Origin of the sequence: Micromonospora sp. NPDC049048, assembly GCF_043197615.1 — a bacterium.
Lineage (GTDB): Bacteria > Actinomycetota > Actinomycetes > Mycobacteriales > Micromonosporaceae > Micromonospora.
Genome location: NZ_JBICTM010000007.1, coordinates 206,499 through 221,677, shown reverse-complemented (window position 1 = coordinate 221,677; position 15,179 = coordinate 206,499). Strand labels below are relative to the sequence as shown.

Below are 15,179 nucleotides of genomic sequence, written 5' to 3'. Positions count from 1 at the left end.
CGGGCACGGTCCAGACCGGTCAGGAATCGAGAAGCTCCGGTGGTCGGGGCGCAACTAGCGTGGCCGCCACGGGCATCCCACCCGCCTGGGGCCCGGGTCCGGTCGTCTCCTGAGGAGGTCCCTTTGCGCTGGAACAAGTGGATTCGGCAGGTCCACCGCTGGCTGTCCATCGCCTTCACGGTGACCGTCGTCGCCGCCTTCGTCGCCCTGGCACAGCAGGACCCCGTGGTCTGGGTGTCCTACCTGCCGCTGCTTCCCCTCGCCCTGCTCATGTTCAGCGGTCTGTACCTGTTCGTGCTGCCGTACGCCGCCAGGCGGCGGGTGGCTCGCGGGAGATGAACCGTGTGCCCACGGCCCGCCCGGCGGGTGCGTGCGCGTGCCTCGCCCGCCCCGTCAGGGCGGGCGAGGCGCGGTGGGTCAGGCGCAGGCGGTGCCGTTGAGGGTGAACCCGGTCGGGGTGGGCAGGGTGCCGCCCGGCCAGGTGCCCTGGAAGCCGACCGAGACCGTGCCGCCGCTCGGCAGCCCGGCGTTCCAGGTGGCGTTGCGGACGGTGATCCGGTCGCCCGACTGGGTCCAGTCGCCGTTCCAGCCGTTCGTCAGGCGGACCCCGGCGCCGGGGGCGAACGTGAGCGTCCAGCCGGTCAGCGGGGCGCCGTGGTTGGTCACCCGCAGTTCCGCCGTGAAGCCGCCGGACCACGAGTTCGGGGTGTACGACACCGCGCAGCCACCGGGCGGCGGGGCGGTGGTGGGCGGCGGCGTCGTGGGCGGCGCGGTGGTGGGCGGGGGCGTCGTGGGCGGCGCGGTGGTCGGCGGGGCGGTGGTCGGGACCGGGCCGGCGGCCACGGCCAGGTCGTACGCCCGCTGGGGCACGAACTGGCCGGCCGGCGCGATGCAGCCGTCGGACTCGCCGGGCAGCTTCACCCACAGGTAGGCGTCGATCGCCGGGTCGCCGGTGGCGGTGGTGCTCGGGGTGCCGATGGCTCGCCCGGCCGGGTCGCACCACTCGGAGCCGGCCGGACCGTTGCCGTTGCGGCTGGTGTCGATGACCGCCTTGAGGCGGGACACCCCGGTCGCCGCGATCACGGACTTGGCGTAGGCGACCTCGTCGGCGGTGTGCCGGTAGTTGGAGACGTTGAGCGAGATGCCGTCCGCGCTGTTGGCGATGTCAGCGCCGAGCAGCCGGGAGGCCGCCTCGCCGGGGGAGAGCCACGCGGAGTGCCCGATGTCGAAGTAGACCCGCGCGGTGGCCGAGCCCGCCTTGAGCCGCTTGCCGGCGTACGCCATGGAGGCCCTGGTCTCGGCCTGCTGGGCCGCGTTCTGGCAGCTGGTCATCAGCGGCAGCACGTCCGGTTCCAGGACGATGCTCGCCGGTCGCCCGGCCAGGCCGGCCGCCACCTGGTCGACCCACTGCCGGTAGGTGGCGTGGTCGGGGGCCCCGCCGCCGCTCGCGCCGCTGCAGTCCCGGTTCGGGATGTTGTAGACGACCAGGATCGGTACCTTGCCGGCGGCTGCCGCCGCCCCGACGAAGGCGTCGACCTCGGCGCGTACGGTCGAGGTGTTGGTCCGGGTGAACCAACGGCCCTGGGGCACGCCCGCGATCCGGTCGGCGATCACGGCGGCCCGGGGGTCGCCGGGGTTGGCGGCGACCCAGGTCGCGGCGCCCGTGGCCGGGTCGACGTAGAACGTCGAGTCGGCGGCGACGGCGGCGGGTACGCGGACGGCGCCGACGGCGACGGTCGCGGCGACGGCGAGCGCCGCGGCGGCGCCCGCTGCGGCCAGTGCGGGTCTGCTTCTCACGGGATCTCCCCTTTCCATCGAGGAGCACCACTGGAAGCGCTCCCACGCGTCGCCGTCAAACTACGTGCCGACGACGGCGATGGGAAGGGGTTCGACGCCACGAACGGCGACTCACCCGTGCGGTGCGGTCGGCGTGCGGCGGGCCCGGGTGGGGGAGAATGGCGGGATGCGCCTGGTGATCACCGCCGACACCCACGTGCCGAAGCGGGCCAGGGACCTGCCGGAACCGCTCTGGACGGCGGTCGACGCCGCCGACGTGGTGCTGCACGCGGGGGACTGGGTCGACGAGGCGCTGCTCGACGCCCTGGGCGCCCGGGCCCGCCGCCTCGTCGCGGTGTACGGCAACAACGACGGGCCGGCGCTGCGCGCCCGGCTGCCGGAGGTCGCCCGGGTCGAACTCGACGGGCTGCGGATCGCCGTCGTGCACGAGACCGGCCCGAAGGACGGGCGGGAACGCCGCTGCGCCGCCCGGTTCCCCGACGCCGACGTGCTGGTCTTCGGCCACTCGCACATCCCCTGGGACACCGTTGCCCCGAGCGGCCTGCGGCTGCTCAACCCCGGCTCGCCCACCGACCGCCGCGCCCAGCCCCACGCCACCTACCTGACGGCGCGGGTGGCGGCGGGACGGCTCGACGAGGTCGAACTGCACCGCCTGCCACCGCGCCGCCCGCCCGGTCACTGACCGCGGCCGGTCTCCTCCTGGAGCTGGTCGATCCGCTTCGAGGCCTCGGCCTTGGTCAGACCCTCCGGCGGCTCCTCGCCGGCCTCCCGGGCGAGGGTCGCCAGGTAGGACTCCTGGGCGGCGGTCGGCGGCTCCTCGCCGGTGACCCACTCGTCCGGGTCCTTGATGGCGCCCTGCGGGTTGGCCTGGCTGTGGGTGCGGTCCGTCATCCTCTCCACCTTCCTTCGAACAGACGTGCCAATACCCCGCGCCGCGCCCATCCATGCCGCCCTCCGGCGCGTCGTCCGTCCGGGCGCGTCGCGGCCTCCACCCGGCCTCCGGGCGACCCCCGCGCACATACGATCTCCGGATGACTGAGGAGGACCGGGCGGGGGTGGTGGTGGTCGGCGCGGGCATCGCCGGCGTGGCGTGCGCGACGGAACTGGTCCGCGCCGGCATCCCGGTGGAGATCCGGGAACGCGCCCGGGTGGTCGGCGGCCGGATGGCCAGCCGCCGCTTCGACGGCCGGCCGGCCGACACCGGCGCCGCGTACTTCACCGTCGACGATCCGGACTTCGCCGAGGTGGTCGCGGGGTGGCGCGCGGCCGGCCTGGCCCGCGAGTGGACCGACACCTTCGTCGCGTACGGCGCCGACGGCCGGCGCGAGGTGCCCGGCCCGATGCGCTGGGCGGCGCCGCAAGGGCTGCGGTCGCTGGTGGAGCACCTGGCCCGGGAACTGCCGGTGACCGTGAACCGGCTCGTGCTCGGCGTCGAGCCGGGGCCGGTCGTGGACGGGCGGCCCTGCGAGGCGGCGGTGCTCGCCATGCCCGGGCCGCAGGCGGGCCTGCTGCTCGACCCGGCCCTCGCCGCCGCCACCCGGGCCACCCAGGTCCAACGCTGGTCGCCGTCGCTGGCCGGGGTGCTGCGTTTCCCGACCCGCCACTGGGCCACCTTCCGGGGCGCCTTCGTCAACGACCACCCGCTGCTGAGCGTCGTCTGCGACGACGGCGACCGCCGCGGCGACGGCGCGCCGGTGCTGGTCGCCCACACCACGCCCGGGTTCGCCGCCGGCCACCTCGCCCAGCCTACCGGGGCCGGGCCGGCGATCGAGGAGGCCGTCCGCGACCTGCTGGGACTGCCCGAACCGGCCGAGCACGTGCACGTGCACCGCTGGACGTACGCGACGCCGACCGCCGGACCGGGCGGGGCGTACCACCTCGACGCCGACGGCATCGGGCTGGCCGGCGACGTCTTCGGCAAGCCCCGGGTGCAGAGCGCCTGGCGCTCCGGCCGCGACCTCGGCCGCGCCCTCGTCACCCGCCTACGCGGCGTCTGAGGGAGTCCCGCGCGTACCGCTGGGCGATCAGCCGCCGGCGGGAACGGGCTGGCCGGCGCGCCCGCGTTCCGACGGGTCGGCGGTGCGTTCGCCCGCCCGGTCCAGCAACTGCATCACCGGGGTCGCCGCGATGCCGTGCAGCACCACCGACACGATCACCACGAGACCGACGGTCGCCCAGATCACGTCCGCCTGCGGGAAGTTGGTCTTCGCCGTCGCGTACGCGACGTAGAAGAACGAGCCGACGCCCCGGATGCCGAACAGGGCGATCACCCAGTGCTCGGCCGGCCGGCCGGGTGCGCCCCGCAGCGCCAGCCAGCCGACCAGCGGGCGGACCACGAAGAGCAGCGCCACCCCGACCGCCGCGGCCGGCCAGGTCAGTGGGGCCAGCAGGCCGCCCACCACGGCGCCGCCGAAGAGCAGCAGGAGCAGCACGGTGAGCAGCCGCTCGACCTGCTCGGCGAAGTCGTGCAGCACAGAGTGGAACTCGTGGGTGCGCTCGGCCGCCCGGATCGCCCGCGCGGCCACGAAGACCGCCAGGAAGCCGTAGCCGCTGACGACCTCCACCAGCCCGTACGCCAGGAACGTCGCGGCCAGCGCGAGGAAGCCCTCGGAGTGCCGGGCCAGCCGCAGCTTGCTCGGGGCCCGGAAGAAGAGCTTGCCGAGCAGCCAGCCGATCAACCATCCGCCCGCCACCCCGGCCGCCAGCTTCCAGAGCACGTCCACGCCGAGCCAGTGGCCCAGCCAGTCGCCGGGCGCCAGGCTGGTGGTGGCGATGGCGATGGCCGCGTACACGAAGGGGAAGGCCAACCCGTCGTTCAGCCCGGCCTCGGAGGTCAGGGCGAAGCGGACCTCGTCCTCGGAGTCCTCGACGTCGGTGGGCTCGCCGACCTGCACGTCGGCGGCGAGCACGGGATCGGTCGGGGCGAGGGCCGCCGCCAGCAGCAGCGCGGCGGCCGGCACCAGGCCGGCCCACCACCAGCCGAGCAGCGCCACCGCCGCGATGCACAGCGGCATGGCGATGGCCAGCAGCCGCCAGGTCGACGACCACCGTGCCCAGCTCCACGGCCGGTCGATCTTCAGACCGGCGCCCATCAGCGCCACGATGACACCGATCTCGGTGAGGTGGGTGGCGACGTCCGGGTACGCGAGCGGATCAGGGTCCGGCAACCCCACGGGCAGGAGGAAGACCAGCATGCCCAGCCCGAGGAAGGCGATTGGCATGGACAGCGGCCGGCGTTCGAGCACCCGGGGCAGAATGCCCGCCAGCAGCGCGCCCAGCCCGACCACCGCGAACGCCACGTCTACCGGCTCCACGACCCCACCTCTCCGCCTCGCCCACGGCGTGCGGGCAGGTGGTGCAAGTCCTTGCCCCCGGAAGACTTCTCGTATTCCTGTTCCCGGTCACGAAACCGGGACCGGTCACCGCACCCGGGACACCGGCGAGTCGTCGAGGGCGGCGAGCAGCGCGGCGGGATCGTCGTAGACGGCCACCGCGCCGGCCCCGGCCAGCTCGCCACGACTGGTGCCGCCGCAGGTCAGCCCGACGCAGGGGATGTCCAGCTCGCCGGCCGCGGCGACGTCCCACACCGAGTCGCCGACGAAGACCACGTGTTCGGCCGCGAGCCCGGACTGCTCCAGCGCGGCGACCAGGATGTCCGGGGCCGGCTTGCTCTCCCGCGCGTCCGCCGAGCACGTGACGGTGTGGACCACGTCGTCGGCGGCCAGTGCCCGACGCAGCGCGACCACCTCGTGCTCGGCGGCGGAGGTGGCCAGCACCACGCGTAGTCCCCGCTCGGCGCAGGCGCGCAGCAGGTCGGCGGCCCCGGGCAGCGGGACGAGCCGCTCCCAGTACTCGGCGAAGAGGGTGTCGTGCGCGTCGCGCAGCTTCTGGTCGGCGCTCCGGTCGCGCTCCGGGCCGAGCAGGTGGTCGAGCAGCTTGTCCGAGCCCATCCCGATGGCGCGGTGGATCGTCGCCATGGGCGTGGGCCGGTCGATCTGGCGCAGCGCCTCCCACCAGCTCACGGTGTGCAGGTAGGTGGTGTCGACCAGGGTGCCGTCCACGTCGAAGAGGACGCCGGTGGGCTTGTCGGTGGCCATGGGTGTCCTCCTACCCCCTCCGGCCGGGGCTGACGCCGCTCACGCGGGCGGGATCAGGATCTCGAACCAGACCGTCGAGCCGCGTACGGTCGGATCCGTCCCCCACGCGTCGCTCAGCTCCTCGATCAGACCGAGTCCACGCCCCCGGCTGCTGAGCGTGTCGGTCTGCGCGCGGGTCACCGTGCCCCGGGTGCCCGAGTCGGCGACCGACACCAGCAGCCGCTCCGGGCTGAGGTCGATCTCCACCCGGGCCGCGGTGCCGGCGTGCAGCAGGGCGTTGGTGGTCAGCTCGCTGGTGCAGAGCACCGCCGCGCCGATGATCGACTCGGGCACCCGCCACTCCGTGAGCTGCCCGGTCATCCAGTGCCGTACCCGGCTCGGCGCGGTCGGTTCGGCCGGCACCTCCATGCTCGTCGACCGGGACGGGCGCAGCGCGTGCTCCACCGCCAGCACGGCGACGTCGTCCTCGGTCGCGCCGGGCACCGCCGCGGTGGCCACCGCGCACAGCGCGCGCGGGTCGCCGCTGCCCGCGCCGGCCACGGCGACGGCGAGGGTCTCCAGGCCGGCCGACAGGTCCTGCCAGCGCCGCTCCACCACGCCGTCGCTGAACAGCAGCAGGGTGTCGCCGGGGGCGAAGGGCACCGTGACGGTGGGCGGGCGGCAGCCCAGGCCGAGCGGGGCGCCCGCGGGCAGGTCGAGGTACTCGGCGACCGGCGCGCCGTCCGGGGCGCACCGGCGGATCAGCGGGGCGGGGTGGCCGGCGCTGGCCAGGGTCAGCCGCTGCCGGTCGGCGTCGACGACCCCGAAGACCACCGTCACGAAGAGCTCGTGCGTGTCGCCCTCGGCGCCCAGGCTGGTGACCAGCCGGTCGAGCCCGGCCAGCACGGCGTCCGGGCGGGGGTCGGTCAGCGCCAGCGCCCGCAGCGCCGCGCGGACCTGCCCCATCCGGGCCGCGGCCTGCACGTCGTGGCCGGCGACGTCGCCGAGCACGATGCCCAGGCCGCCGTCGGGCAGCAAAAAGGCGTCGTAGAAGTCCCCGCCGGCGGCGTTGCCGTCGACGCCCGGGTCGTAGCGGGCGGCGATCCGCATCCGGGGCAGGTCGGGCAGGTGCTCCGGCAGCATGCTGCGTTGCAGCAGCTGGGCGGTGCCGTGCTGGGTCTCGAACCGGCGGGCCCGCTCGGCGGCCTGCCCGACCAGCTCGGCCGACGCGGCCAGCAGCGCACGCCGCGCGGCCGACCAGACGTGCGGGGCCTGGTAGCCGACCGTCAGCGCGCCGCGCACCACCGAGCCCCGCAGTGGCACCGCCGCGAGCGAGCGGACCTTCTGGTCGTGCCGGTCCGCCGCGATGTCCCGCAGCGGCTGGCCGTCGTCGATGAAGTGCGGCTTGCCGCTGCGGGCGGCCGTCGCCACCGGCCCCTGCCCGTCCGGCGGGATGCGCCGCCACAGCGGAGGGAGGCGCTCGTCGGCCTCGTCCATCAGCTCGCCCCGGATGCGCCGGACCATCCGCCAGCCGCCGCCGCCCTCGTCGACGGCGAACGTGACCCGGTCGGCGTCGAACGCGGCGATCGCGTGGCGCAGCGCCACCCGGGCCACGTCGTCCAGGGTGAGCGTGCCGGCGAGCGCCGCGGCGAAGTCGCTGAGGCTCTGCAACTGCTGGGTGACCTGGGTGGTCTCCGCGGCCACCGTCAGCACGCCGACGATCCGCCCGGCGCTGTCGCGCACGGGGGAGTAGCCCCGGGTGAAGACCGACTGCTCGACCAGGCCGGGACGGCGGTGCAGCGGGAGGGTGGTCTCCTTCTCCAGGAACGGCTGCCCGGAGCGGTAGGTGTGCTCGATGGCGTCGCCCACGCCGGGCAGCGGCCAGGACTCCGCGAACACCTCGGCCGCCGGCCGCCCCACCGCGTCGGGGTGCCGGTCGCCGATCAGCTCCGCGTACGCGTCGTTGTAGACGAGCAGGTGGTCGTCGCCCAGGGTCAGGGCCATCGGCACGGGGGAGGCGAGGAGCAGTTCGGCGGCGGCGCGGACGGCCGCGTCCCACGCCCGCCACGGGCCGAGCGGGGTGGCCGCCCAGTCGTGCCGCAGGACGGTGGCCGTCGTGCCCGACGCGGCGGGCGTTCCCGAGACCGGGGCTGGTGGGTGCGGGACCCGTCCGACCGTTCCTGGCATGCCCGCAGCCTAACCGGAGGCATCGGCAGCTGTTCCCGATCATGCCCCGCGCGTCGGCGGGGTCGGACGTTACGGCAGGTCAGGACCGTTGTGCGGTGACATGTCGGGAAAAACTCGGGGACCGGTACGGCGTGCCGCGTCGGCGACGGGGTAAGCGCGCGACGCAGTCCATGCGACAGGAGGGACATCATGCCGGAAAGCCTCGCGGTCAGGCAGGTCGACATCGGCAACGCCGTGGCCGACATGTGGAGGTCGGTGCTGCTGTTCATACCGCGGGCCATCGCGTTCATCGCGATCCTCGTGGTCGGATGGCTCATCGCCAGGGCCGTCCTCAAGATCGTCGACGCGGCGCTGGAACGGGTCGGCTTCGACAGGGCGGTGGAACGGGGCGGCATCAAGCGCGCGCTGGAACGCACCAAGTACGACGCCAGCGACATCCTGGCGAAGCTGGCGTACTACGCCGTGCTGCTGTTCACCCTGCAGTTCGCCTTCGGGGTGTGGGGACCCAACGCGATCAGTGACCTGATCGGCGGTGTGGTCGCCTGGCTGCCGCGCGCCTTCGTGGCGATCATCATCATCGTCGTGGCCGCCGCGATCGCCAACGCCGTCCGGGACCTGGTCACCGGGGCGCTGGGCGGGCTCGCGTACGGCAAGATCCTGGCCGACCTGACGGCGGTCTTCATCCTCGCGCTGGGTGTGATCGCCGCGCTGAACCAGGTGGGCATCGCCACGACGGTGACCACGCCGGTGCTGATCGCGGTGCTCGCCACGGTGGCCGGCATCCTGATCGTCGGTGTCGGCGGTGGTCTGGTGCGACCGATGCAGAACCGCTGGGACAGCTGGCTGAACCGGATGGCCGAGGAGTCGCGGGCGGTGCAGGAGCACCGTCGGGCCCGCGAGGCCGGACAGACCGACGTCGGGCGGCAGATGGCCGACCGGACGGCGGCCGAGCGCACCGAGGTCATGCCGCGCGGGCAGGAGTCCGCGACGGCTGGCGGGCGCGGCACGTACCAGTCGGGGAACGTGGGCGACGAGACCCAGCAGTTCCGCCGCTGACAGGCCGTGCGGCGCGACAGGGAGGGGTGTCCGTGGACCAGCGGGCGCCCCTCCGGCGTGCCCGCGCCGCCGCTCAGACCTGTGGGAGCGCGGTGGGCGCCGGGGCGCCGAGCGTGCGGGTCAGCGCGCAGACCGCGAGCAGCCGGGTGAGCAGCCAGTCCGGCGCGGACCAGTCCACCGGCGCGGTCGGCGGCTGCCAGCCGTGCTCCAGCGCGGCGGCGCGGACGCCCTCCGCGTAGCCGGCGAGCGCGGCGGCGCTCAGCGGCCGGCGGTCGCCGTCGAGGCTCTCCCGTACCGCCGCGGCGTGCTGGTCGACGAGGGCGAGCAGGCTCGGCCGCGCGGCGGCGGCGGCCAGCCCCTCCGCCCCGACGGAGGTCGACAGGACGGCGAGGGTGGCTCGCGCCGAACTGACGACGGAACGGGCCTCGACCTGGTTGAACGGCACGCGCATGGTGACCGAGGCTATCCGGCCGGTACCGGGGTCGACCTCGGCCACTCGGCGGGTTTTTCGCCCTCCCCCGAACGGTCAGCGGGCCGCGTGGGGATTGATCCGACGCGGGCGGGGCAGGAGGAGAACCGCCCGTACGGGCACGGCCGACACCCGGAGGATTCGATGGGACGACACCAGGACGGACCGGACGAGCGGCACCGCAGGCCCGCCGGGGTCAGCGACGAGACGGTGGCGGCGCTCGGCAAGCTCAGCGAGGCGCTGGAGTGCGTCGAGCGGGTACGGGGTCACCTCTACTCGCTGCACCAGCTCGTGGGGCACGCCGACCTGATGCTCGACGACGCCGTGGCGATGTTCCGCGCCGCCGGGCACGACCGGATCGCCGACCGCATCGACACCGACCTGCTGGGCCGCAACGTCATCGCCGGACGGTGGACGTTCCAGATCGTCGAGGACTTCGACGACGGCTACTACGCCCTCTTCCGCGACCTGGACCGGGCGGCCCGCGAGGAGCTGGTCGGCGGTCGCCGGCATCTCTACGAGGCGGAGATGAAGGAGCGGCGGCGCAGCCGGGGCCGCCCCGGTCACGAGGCACGCCCCGGCGATACCGAGGGTTGAACGGTCAGCGCGTGGGCGGAGGCGTCACTCGGTCGGGCGGGCGTTCGCCGGGCGGCGCCGGGCCGCGTCGTCGGCGATGATCACGGTCGCCACCATCAGCGCGACGCAGAGGCTGAACAACCAGGAGTCGTCCGAGGCCAGCTTGGCGGAGACGGGAGCCTGGAGCGCGGCGAGGAGAAAGCCGAGCCATGCCAGGCGGCGTTGGCGCGTGGAGAGGAAGCCGGAACCCTGATGCATCCCGAAAGTCTTGCGCGCCACCGGGGGCTTGCCGTCAGCCGAACGGCCGATTCTGGATGAGCTGTCCGTTTTCCCGCCCCTCCGTACCGTAATCCTTGCCCTTGAGAGGGAGGCGGGACTCGGTCGGTGAGGTGGCCGGACGCGCGGCGGGCGGACCCGGCGGGGACCCGCCCGCGCGGCGCGGCTCACATCGTGTCGGGCCCGGTCCGCCCCGTCGTCGAGGGCCGGTACGCGCGCTCCGGATCGGTCGGCTCCCGCCCCGCCCCGGCGGCCTGCCCGCCGCGGTCCGCCGCCTCCGGTCCGTGCCCGAAGGCCGTTTCCTCGCCGGCGTCGTTCGCCGTCACGTCGTCGCTCTGGCCGTCCAGCGTCGACCGCGCCACGGCCCGGTCCAGTTCCCGCAGTGGGGTCCGTTCCTCGTCCCGCCACACCTTGTCGTCGTCCGTCATGTCCATCGCGGTACCCCGACCGGGTGTCGGCAAACGACGATGGCCGCCGGGGGAGCCGGCGGCCATCGGTGGTTCGTCACCCGGGGGCGGGGGATCAGGGCTGCGGACGGTCGACCTTGCCGCGCCAGGCGCCGGTCTCCTGACCGCGCCGCTCGATGAACTGCTTGAACCGCTCCAGGTCGCCCTTCGCGCGCCGGTCGACGACGCCGAGCTTGTCCCCGGCCTGCTCGACCACGCCGTGCGGCTCGAACTCGAGCTGGAGCGTGACCCGGGTGGTGTCCGGGTCCAGCCGGTGGAAGGTCACCACACCGGCCTGCTGCGTGCCACCCGTCGAGCGCCAGGCGACCCGCTCGTCGGGGAGCTGCTCGGTGATCTCCGCGTCGAACTCGCGCTTCACCCCGGCGATCTCCACCGTCCAGTGGGTCATCGTGTCCGTCAGCTGCCGGACCTCCTGCACCCCCTCCATGAAGTGGGGGAAGTCCTCGAACTGGGTCCACTGGTCGTACGCGGTGCGCACCGGGACGGAGACGTCGACATGTTCGGTAACGCCACTCATCAGGAATCCTCCTTCGTCCGCCGGTGACGGGCCGGATCGTGCGGGGATCCGGTCACCAGCGGGTCGTCTCGTTCTTGTGGCCGAGCGCCGCCCAGACCTCGGAGACCGTCTGGTAGCTGGTGCCCTCGGGCAGCCGCTCCAGGGCGGCGAGGATGTCCGCCGGCGCCTCGTTGTCGCGCGCGTTGGCGATCAGCGCCTCCCGGTCACCGGGCAGGGCGGACATCGTGATGAACCGCCCGAGCCGGCTGCGCCGCTCGACGTCCTCGGAACTCATTCCCTTGGGCGCCCCCGTACGCAGGTCGCCGGCCGGGGCCGTGGTCGCCTCCGGCTGGTCCTCGCCTGCCGGCTCCGGCACCCGGGCCTCGTCGACCCGCGAGCCGCCGGTCCCCGGCCCCTGCACGAGGCCGCTGACCTCCCGGCTCATCTGCTCGTCGACCCTCGGTCCGTGCTTGCTGCTGCCACGTTCCATGTCTTCTGCGCTACCCGGTGGCGCAGGCGGTAAACGGACCGGCGCGGCTCCGTGGCGCGGGCGGCGGCCCGGTCCGGGCGGCTCCCTGGGCGCGGGCGGCCATGTGGCGCGGGCGGCTCCGTGCGCGGGCGTCGCGCCCAGCGCCGGCGCAGCGGCCGGTGGACCCGCGCGGGGTCAGCCGGCGGGCGTCTTCGGGGGCAGGACCGGCTCCTCGGCGTCCGGCTCGCCGGCCTGGAGCACCCGGCCGCGCTGGAGTTCGGCGTTGATCTGCACACCGAGCATCAGCGCCGAGTTGGACAGGTAGAGCCAGACCAGGAACGCGATGACCGCCCCGAGGCTGCCGTAGGTGGCGTCGTACGAGCCGAAGTTGGCGACGTACAGGCCGAAACCGAAGGAGGCGAGGAACCAGGCGAACAGGGCGACCGCGCCGCCCGGGGTCAGCCAGCGGAACCGGGGCTGCCGGACGTTGGGCGCGATCCAGAACAGCAGGCTCAGCAGCACCATCATGATCAGTGTGAGCACGGGCCACTTGGCGACGCTCCACGCCGTACGGGCCAGTCCACCGGCGTTGACCAGGTCACCCACCGCGTCGGTGACGGGACCGCTGACGATCAGCCCGGTCGCGACGACCGCCAGCAGCACCAGCGTGACCGCCGCCAGCCCGATCTGCATCGGCCGCAGCTTCCAGATCGGGCGCCCCTCCTCGACCCCGTAGACGGCGTTCGAGGCCCGGGTGAACGCCCCGATGAAACCGGAGGCCGACCAGAGGGCGCCGAGCAGGCCGAAACTCAGCAGCACGCTGGCCGAGTCGCTCTGGTCGACCACGCCCCGGACCACGCTGACGAAGCCCTCGTTCGCCACCACCGAGCCGGCGCCCACGTCCCGGGCCAGGTCCAGCACGGTGTCGACGGTCTGCTCGCCGTTGGACACCAGCCCGACCAGGGCGACCACCACGATCGTGGACGGGAAGAGCGCGAGCACCCCGTAGTAGGTCAGCGCGGCGGCCCAGTCCGCGCAGTTGTCCTTGACGAAGTTGCGCCCGCTGCGTACGAGTACCCCGCGCCACGTCCGCCAGCTCAACTGGCGTACCCGGCGGGGGAGCCGCCGTGGCCGCTGCCCGGTGAGCGCCGCGCCGGGTTCCGTCGTCGTCATGCCCGCTCCCTGTGCCCCCGGCCCGGATGACCCGGTGCCTCCGGCGTCGCCTGGCCCGCCGGTACCCCCGCCCGGAAATCGACAAACCCGGCCCGTTTGCCGGCCGGGCGTGGGGGAACGGTCAACACGGAAACCCAGCGAACGCGGAGGAGGACGAGATGCCCGGGCGCGAGGTACTGCCCAGCACGCTGCGACGCTCCCCCAAGAAGGCGCAGCGCACCTGGGAGAAGACGCACGACTCGGCCGTGGAGACGTACGGCGAGGGGGAGCGGGCGCACCGCACCGCCTTCGCCGCCGTCAAGCACGAGTTCGAGAAGGTGGGCGACCACTGGGAGCCCAAGGGCCGCAAGGGCCCCAGCGACCGCCAGGCGGCCGGTGGCGGACCGGAGCGCCGCGCGCCCACCGCCGGCGGGGTGGACGCCAACGCCACCAAGGACCACCTGATGAAGGTGGCCCGCAAGCTCGACGTGCCCGGCCGCTCGTCGATGACGAAGCCGGAACTGGTCAAGGCCATCGAGAAGGCGAACAACCGCCAGACCGCCAAGGCCCGCGGTCGCTGAGCACGCCATCCGGGTACGCGACGCAGAGGCTGTCCGCACGCGGACAGCCTCTGCGTCGGGCTCGGGACAGCCGTGGCCCACGACCCGGGACAGCCTGCCCGTGGTTCACCAGTGGCCGCCGCCGGGCGCCTCGATGTGGACCGCCTTCGTCGCGGTGAACTCGTCCAGCAGCTCCGGCCCGTAGCCGAAGCCGTGGCCGCTGCCCCGACGCGGGTGCGCGGCGCCGCCGGGGGCCCCGCCGAACACCGCGTTGACCTTCACCGTGCCGACGGGCAGCTCCCGCCAGGCGCGCTGGGCGTGGCTCATCGACCCGGTCAGCACCGTCGCGGCCAGCCCGTACGGGGAGTCGGCGGCGCACCGCAGCCCCTCGGAGTACGAGTCGACGGCGACGATCGCGGCGACCGGCCCGAACGTCTCCTCGCGCACCACCGTCATGTCGTGGCGGCAGTCGCTCAGCACGGTCGCCGGGTAGAACGCCCCCGGCCCATCGGGCAGTACGCCCCCGCAGCGGATCCGCGCGCCCTGCGCCACCGCCGCGGTCACCTGCCCGTGCACGTGGTCGCGGTGCCGACGGTCCACCAGCGGCCCCAGCTCCGTACGCGGGTCACCGCCCGGCCCTGTCCGCAACTGTTCGGCCCGCTCCACCAGCGCCTGCGTGAAGTCCTCCGCGACGTCCCGGTGCACGTAGATCCGCTCCACCGCGACGCAGATCTGCCCCGCGTTGGCGAACGCGCCGACAGCCGCCTGCCCGGCCGCCCAGACCGGATCGACGTCGCCGTCCACGACGAGCGGGTCGCTGCCGCCGTTCTCCAGCAGCACCTTCGCGCCGGTGCGCGCCGCCGCGGCCGCGATGGCCCGCCCGGTGGCGGTGGAGCCGACGTGGGCGACGACGTCGACCTCCTGCGCGGCCAGCGCCGCGCCGACCTCCGGGCCGCCGGTCAGCAGCGACAACACCCCGGGCGGCAGCGCGGAGTCCAGCGCCTTCGCCAGCAGCCACCCGGTCGCCGGGGCACGCTCGCTCGGCTTGTGCACCACCACGTTGCCGGTGACCAGGGCCGCGCCGAGCAGCCCGCAGGAGACCGCCACCGGGTCGTTCCACGGCGTGATCGCGGCGACCACCCCGCGCGGCTGCGGCACCATGAAGTCGAGGGCGTGGGTGCCGCCGTGCAGGGTCCGCCCGCCGCGCACCGGGGCCAGCTCCGCGTACTGTCGCAGCGTGCCGATCCCCGCCTCCACGCCGCCCCGCGCGTCCGACAGCGGCTTGCCCATCTCCGCTGTCGTCGCCCGGGCCAGGTCGTCGGCCGCCGCCGCCACGGCGTCCGCGGCCCGGTGCAGGGCTGCCGCCCGTTCCGCCGGGGCGGTCGCCGCCCACTCCGCCGCGACGCCGCGCGTCGCCTCCACCGCCTTGCCGACCTCGTCGGCCGTCGCCACCGGCGCCGAGCTGACCGGGGAGCCGTCGGCCGGATCGTGTACGACCAACTCGCCACCCTCGCCGCCCGCGCCCCACACTCCGCCTATGAGCTGCGCAACCGTGTACATGGCAGTGCATGCCCCGGCCCCGGCCCGGCAAACGCGTT

The 15,179-nt window shown here is 74.5% G+C and carries 18 protein-coding genes; 6 read left to right on the top strand and 12 right to left on the bottom strand.

What is annotated here, in order from left to right:
* The first annotated feature begins 123 nt into the window (after positions 1-123).
* The gene (locus tag ACGFIG_RS23000) at positions 124-339 is read left to right on the top strand and encodes a hypothetical protein (protein WP_393005972.1); all 216 of its coding nucleotides are present in this window, start codon (positions 124-126) and stop codon (positions 337-339) included.
* A 78-nt stretch (positions 340-417) separates the two neighbouring features.
* On the opposite strand, the gene ACGFIG_RS22995 is transcribed toward ACGFIG_RS23000, so the two are convergent.
* The gene (locus ACGFIG_RS22995; protein ID WP_393005970.1) at positions 418-1,797 is read right to left on the bottom strand and encodes a glycoside hydrolase family 6 protein; all 1,380 of its coding nucleotides are present in this window, start codon (positions 1,795-1,797) and stop codon (positions 418-420) included.
* Positions 1,798-1,963: 166 nt separating this feature from the next.
* On the opposite strand from ACGFIG_RS22995, the gene ACGFIG_RS22990 reads away from it, so the two are divergent.
* Positions 1,964-2,479, top strand: coding sequence for a metallophosphoesterase family protein (locus ACGFIG_RS22990; RefSeq protein WP_393005968.1), 516 nt, complete (start codon positions 1,964-1,966; stop codon positions 2,477-2,479).
* Here ACGFIG_RS22990 and ACGFIG_RS22985 read toward each other — a convergent pair.
* Entirely contained in the window at positions 2,473-2,688 is a 216-nt protein-coding gene (locus ACGFIG_RS22985; RefSeq protein ID WP_393005966.1) for a DUF3072 domain-containing protein, read from the bottom strand. The genes ACGFIG_RS22990 and ACGFIG_RS22985 overlap by 7 nt on opposite strands.
* Positions 2,689-2,852: 164 nt before the next feature.
* On the opposite strand from ACGFIG_RS22985, the gene ACGFIG_RS22980 reads away from it, so the two are divergent.
* Positions 2,853-3,794 (top strand): NAD(P)/FAD-dependent oxidoreductase, encoded by a 942-nt coding sequence (locus ACGFIG_RS22980; RefSeq protein ID WP_393006314.1) that lies wholly within the window; start codon positions 2,853-2,855, stop codon positions 3,792-3,794.
* 27 nt (positions 3,795-3,821) lie between these two features.
* Here ACGFIG_RS22980 and ACGFIG_RS22975 read toward each other — a convergent pair whose 3' ends face one another.
* From ACGFIG_RS22975 to ACGFIG_RS22965, 3 genes are all read right to left on the bottom strand, one after another.
* The gene (locus ACGFIG_RS22975; RefSeq protein WP_393005964.1) at positions 3,822-5,111 is read right to left on the bottom strand and encodes a cation:proton antiporter; all 1,290 of its coding nucleotides are present in this window, start codon (positions 5,109-5,111) and stop codon (positions 3,822-3,824) included.
* 105 nt (positions 5,112-5,216) lie between these two features.
* Entirely contained in the window at positions 5,217-5,894 is a 678-nt protein-coding gene (locus ACGFIG_RS22970) for an HAD family hydrolase (protein WP_393005962.1), read from the bottom strand.
* A gap of 39 nt (positions 5,895-5,933) precedes the next feature.
* Positions 5,934-8,060 carry a SpoIIE family protein phosphatase gene (locus ACGFIG_RS22965; RefSeq protein ID WP_393005960.1) on the bottom strand — a complete coding sequence of 709 codons (2,127 nt, stop codon included), beginning with the start codon at positions 8,058-8,060 and terminating at the stop codon, positions 5,934-5,936.
* A 189-nt stretch (positions 8,061-8,249) separates the two neighbouring features.
* On the opposite strand from ACGFIG_RS22965, the gene ACGFIG_RS22960 reads away from it, so the two are divergent.
* Positions 8,250-9,116: a hypothetical protein gene (locus tag ACGFIG_RS22960; RefSeq protein WP_393005958.1), complete on the top strand. Its 867-nt coding sequence runs from the start codon at positions 8,250-8,252 to the stop codon at positions 9,114-9,116.
* Between the two features lie 73 nt (positions 9,117-9,189).
* On the opposite strand, the gene ACGFIG_RS22955 is transcribed toward ACGFIG_RS22960, so the two are convergent.
* Entirely contained in the window at positions 9,190-9,567 is a 378-nt protein-coding gene (locus tag ACGFIG_RS22955; RefSeq protein WP_393005956.1) for a DUF6401 family natural product biosynthesis protein, read from the bottom strand.
* 162 nt (positions 9,568-9,729) lie between these two features.
* Here ACGFIG_RS22955 and ACGFIG_RS22950 point away from each other — a divergent pair, with 162 nt between their 5' ends.
* The gene (locus ACGFIG_RS22950) at positions 9,730-10,182 is read left to right on the top strand and encodes a hypothetical protein (protein WP_393005954.1); all 453 of its coding nucleotides are present in this window, start codon (positions 9,730-9,732) and stop codon (positions 10,180-10,182) included.
* Positions 10,183-10,206: 24 nt separating this feature from the next.
* Here ACGFIG_RS22950 and ACGFIG_RS22945 read toward each other — a convergent pair whose 3' ends face one another.
* The 5 genes from ACGFIG_RS22945 to ACGFIG_RS22925 all read right to left on the bottom strand — a co-directional run bounded on the left by ACGFIG_RS22945 (position 10,207) and on the right by ACGFIG_RS22925 (position 13,042).
* Entirely contained in the window at positions 10,207-10,419 is a 213-nt protein-coding gene (locus tag ACGFIG_RS22945; protein ID WP_393005952.1) for a hypothetical protein, read from the bottom strand.
* 185 nt (positions 10,420-10,604) lie between these two features.
* Complete coding sequence (locus tag ACGFIG_RS22940) at positions 10,605-10,865, bottom strand: hypothetical protein (RefSeq protein WP_393005950.1); 261 nt, start codon at positions 10,863-10,865, stop codon at positions 10,605-10,607.
* A gap of 94 nt (positions 10,866-10,959) precedes the next feature.
* On the bottom strand, positions 10,960-11,421 hold the full coding sequence (locus tag ACGFIG_RS22935) for an SRPBCC family protein (protein WP_151455771.1): 462 nt from the start codon (positions 11,419-11,421) through the stop codon (positions 10,960-10,962).
* A gap of 52 nt (positions 11,422-11,473) precedes the next feature.
* Positions 11,474-11,890, bottom strand: a complete 417-nt coding sequence (locus tag ACGFIG_RS22930; RefSeq protein ID WP_393005948.1) for a DUF2795 domain-containing protein — start codon at positions 11,888-11,890, stop codon at positions 11,474-11,476.
* 174 nt (positions 11,891-12,064) lie between these two features.
* Positions 12,065-13,042 (bottom strand): YihY/virulence factor BrkB family protein, encoded by a 978-nt coding sequence (locus ACGFIG_RS22925; protein ID WP_393005946.1) that lies wholly within the window; start codon positions 13,040-13,042, stop codon positions 12,065-12,067.
* A gap of 158 nt (positions 13,043-13,200) precedes the next feature.
* Here ACGFIG_RS22925 and ACGFIG_RS22920 point away from each other — a divergent pair, with 158 nt between their 5' ends.
* Entirely contained in the window at positions 13,201-13,602 is a 402-nt protein-coding gene (locus tag ACGFIG_RS22920) for a ChaB family protein (RefSeq protein WP_091095813.1), read from the top strand.
* 105 nt (positions 13,603-13,707) lie between these two features.
* Here the strand turns inward: ACGFIG_RS22920 and ACGFIG_RS22915 are convergent, their stop codons facing one another.
* Positions 13,708-15,141, bottom strand: a complete 1,434-nt coding sequence (locus ACGFIG_RS22915; RefSeq protein ID WP_393005944.1) for an aldehyde dehydrogenase family protein — start codon at positions 15,139-15,141, stop codon at positions 13,708-13,710.
* Positions 15,142-15,179 lie beyond the last annotated feature (38 nt).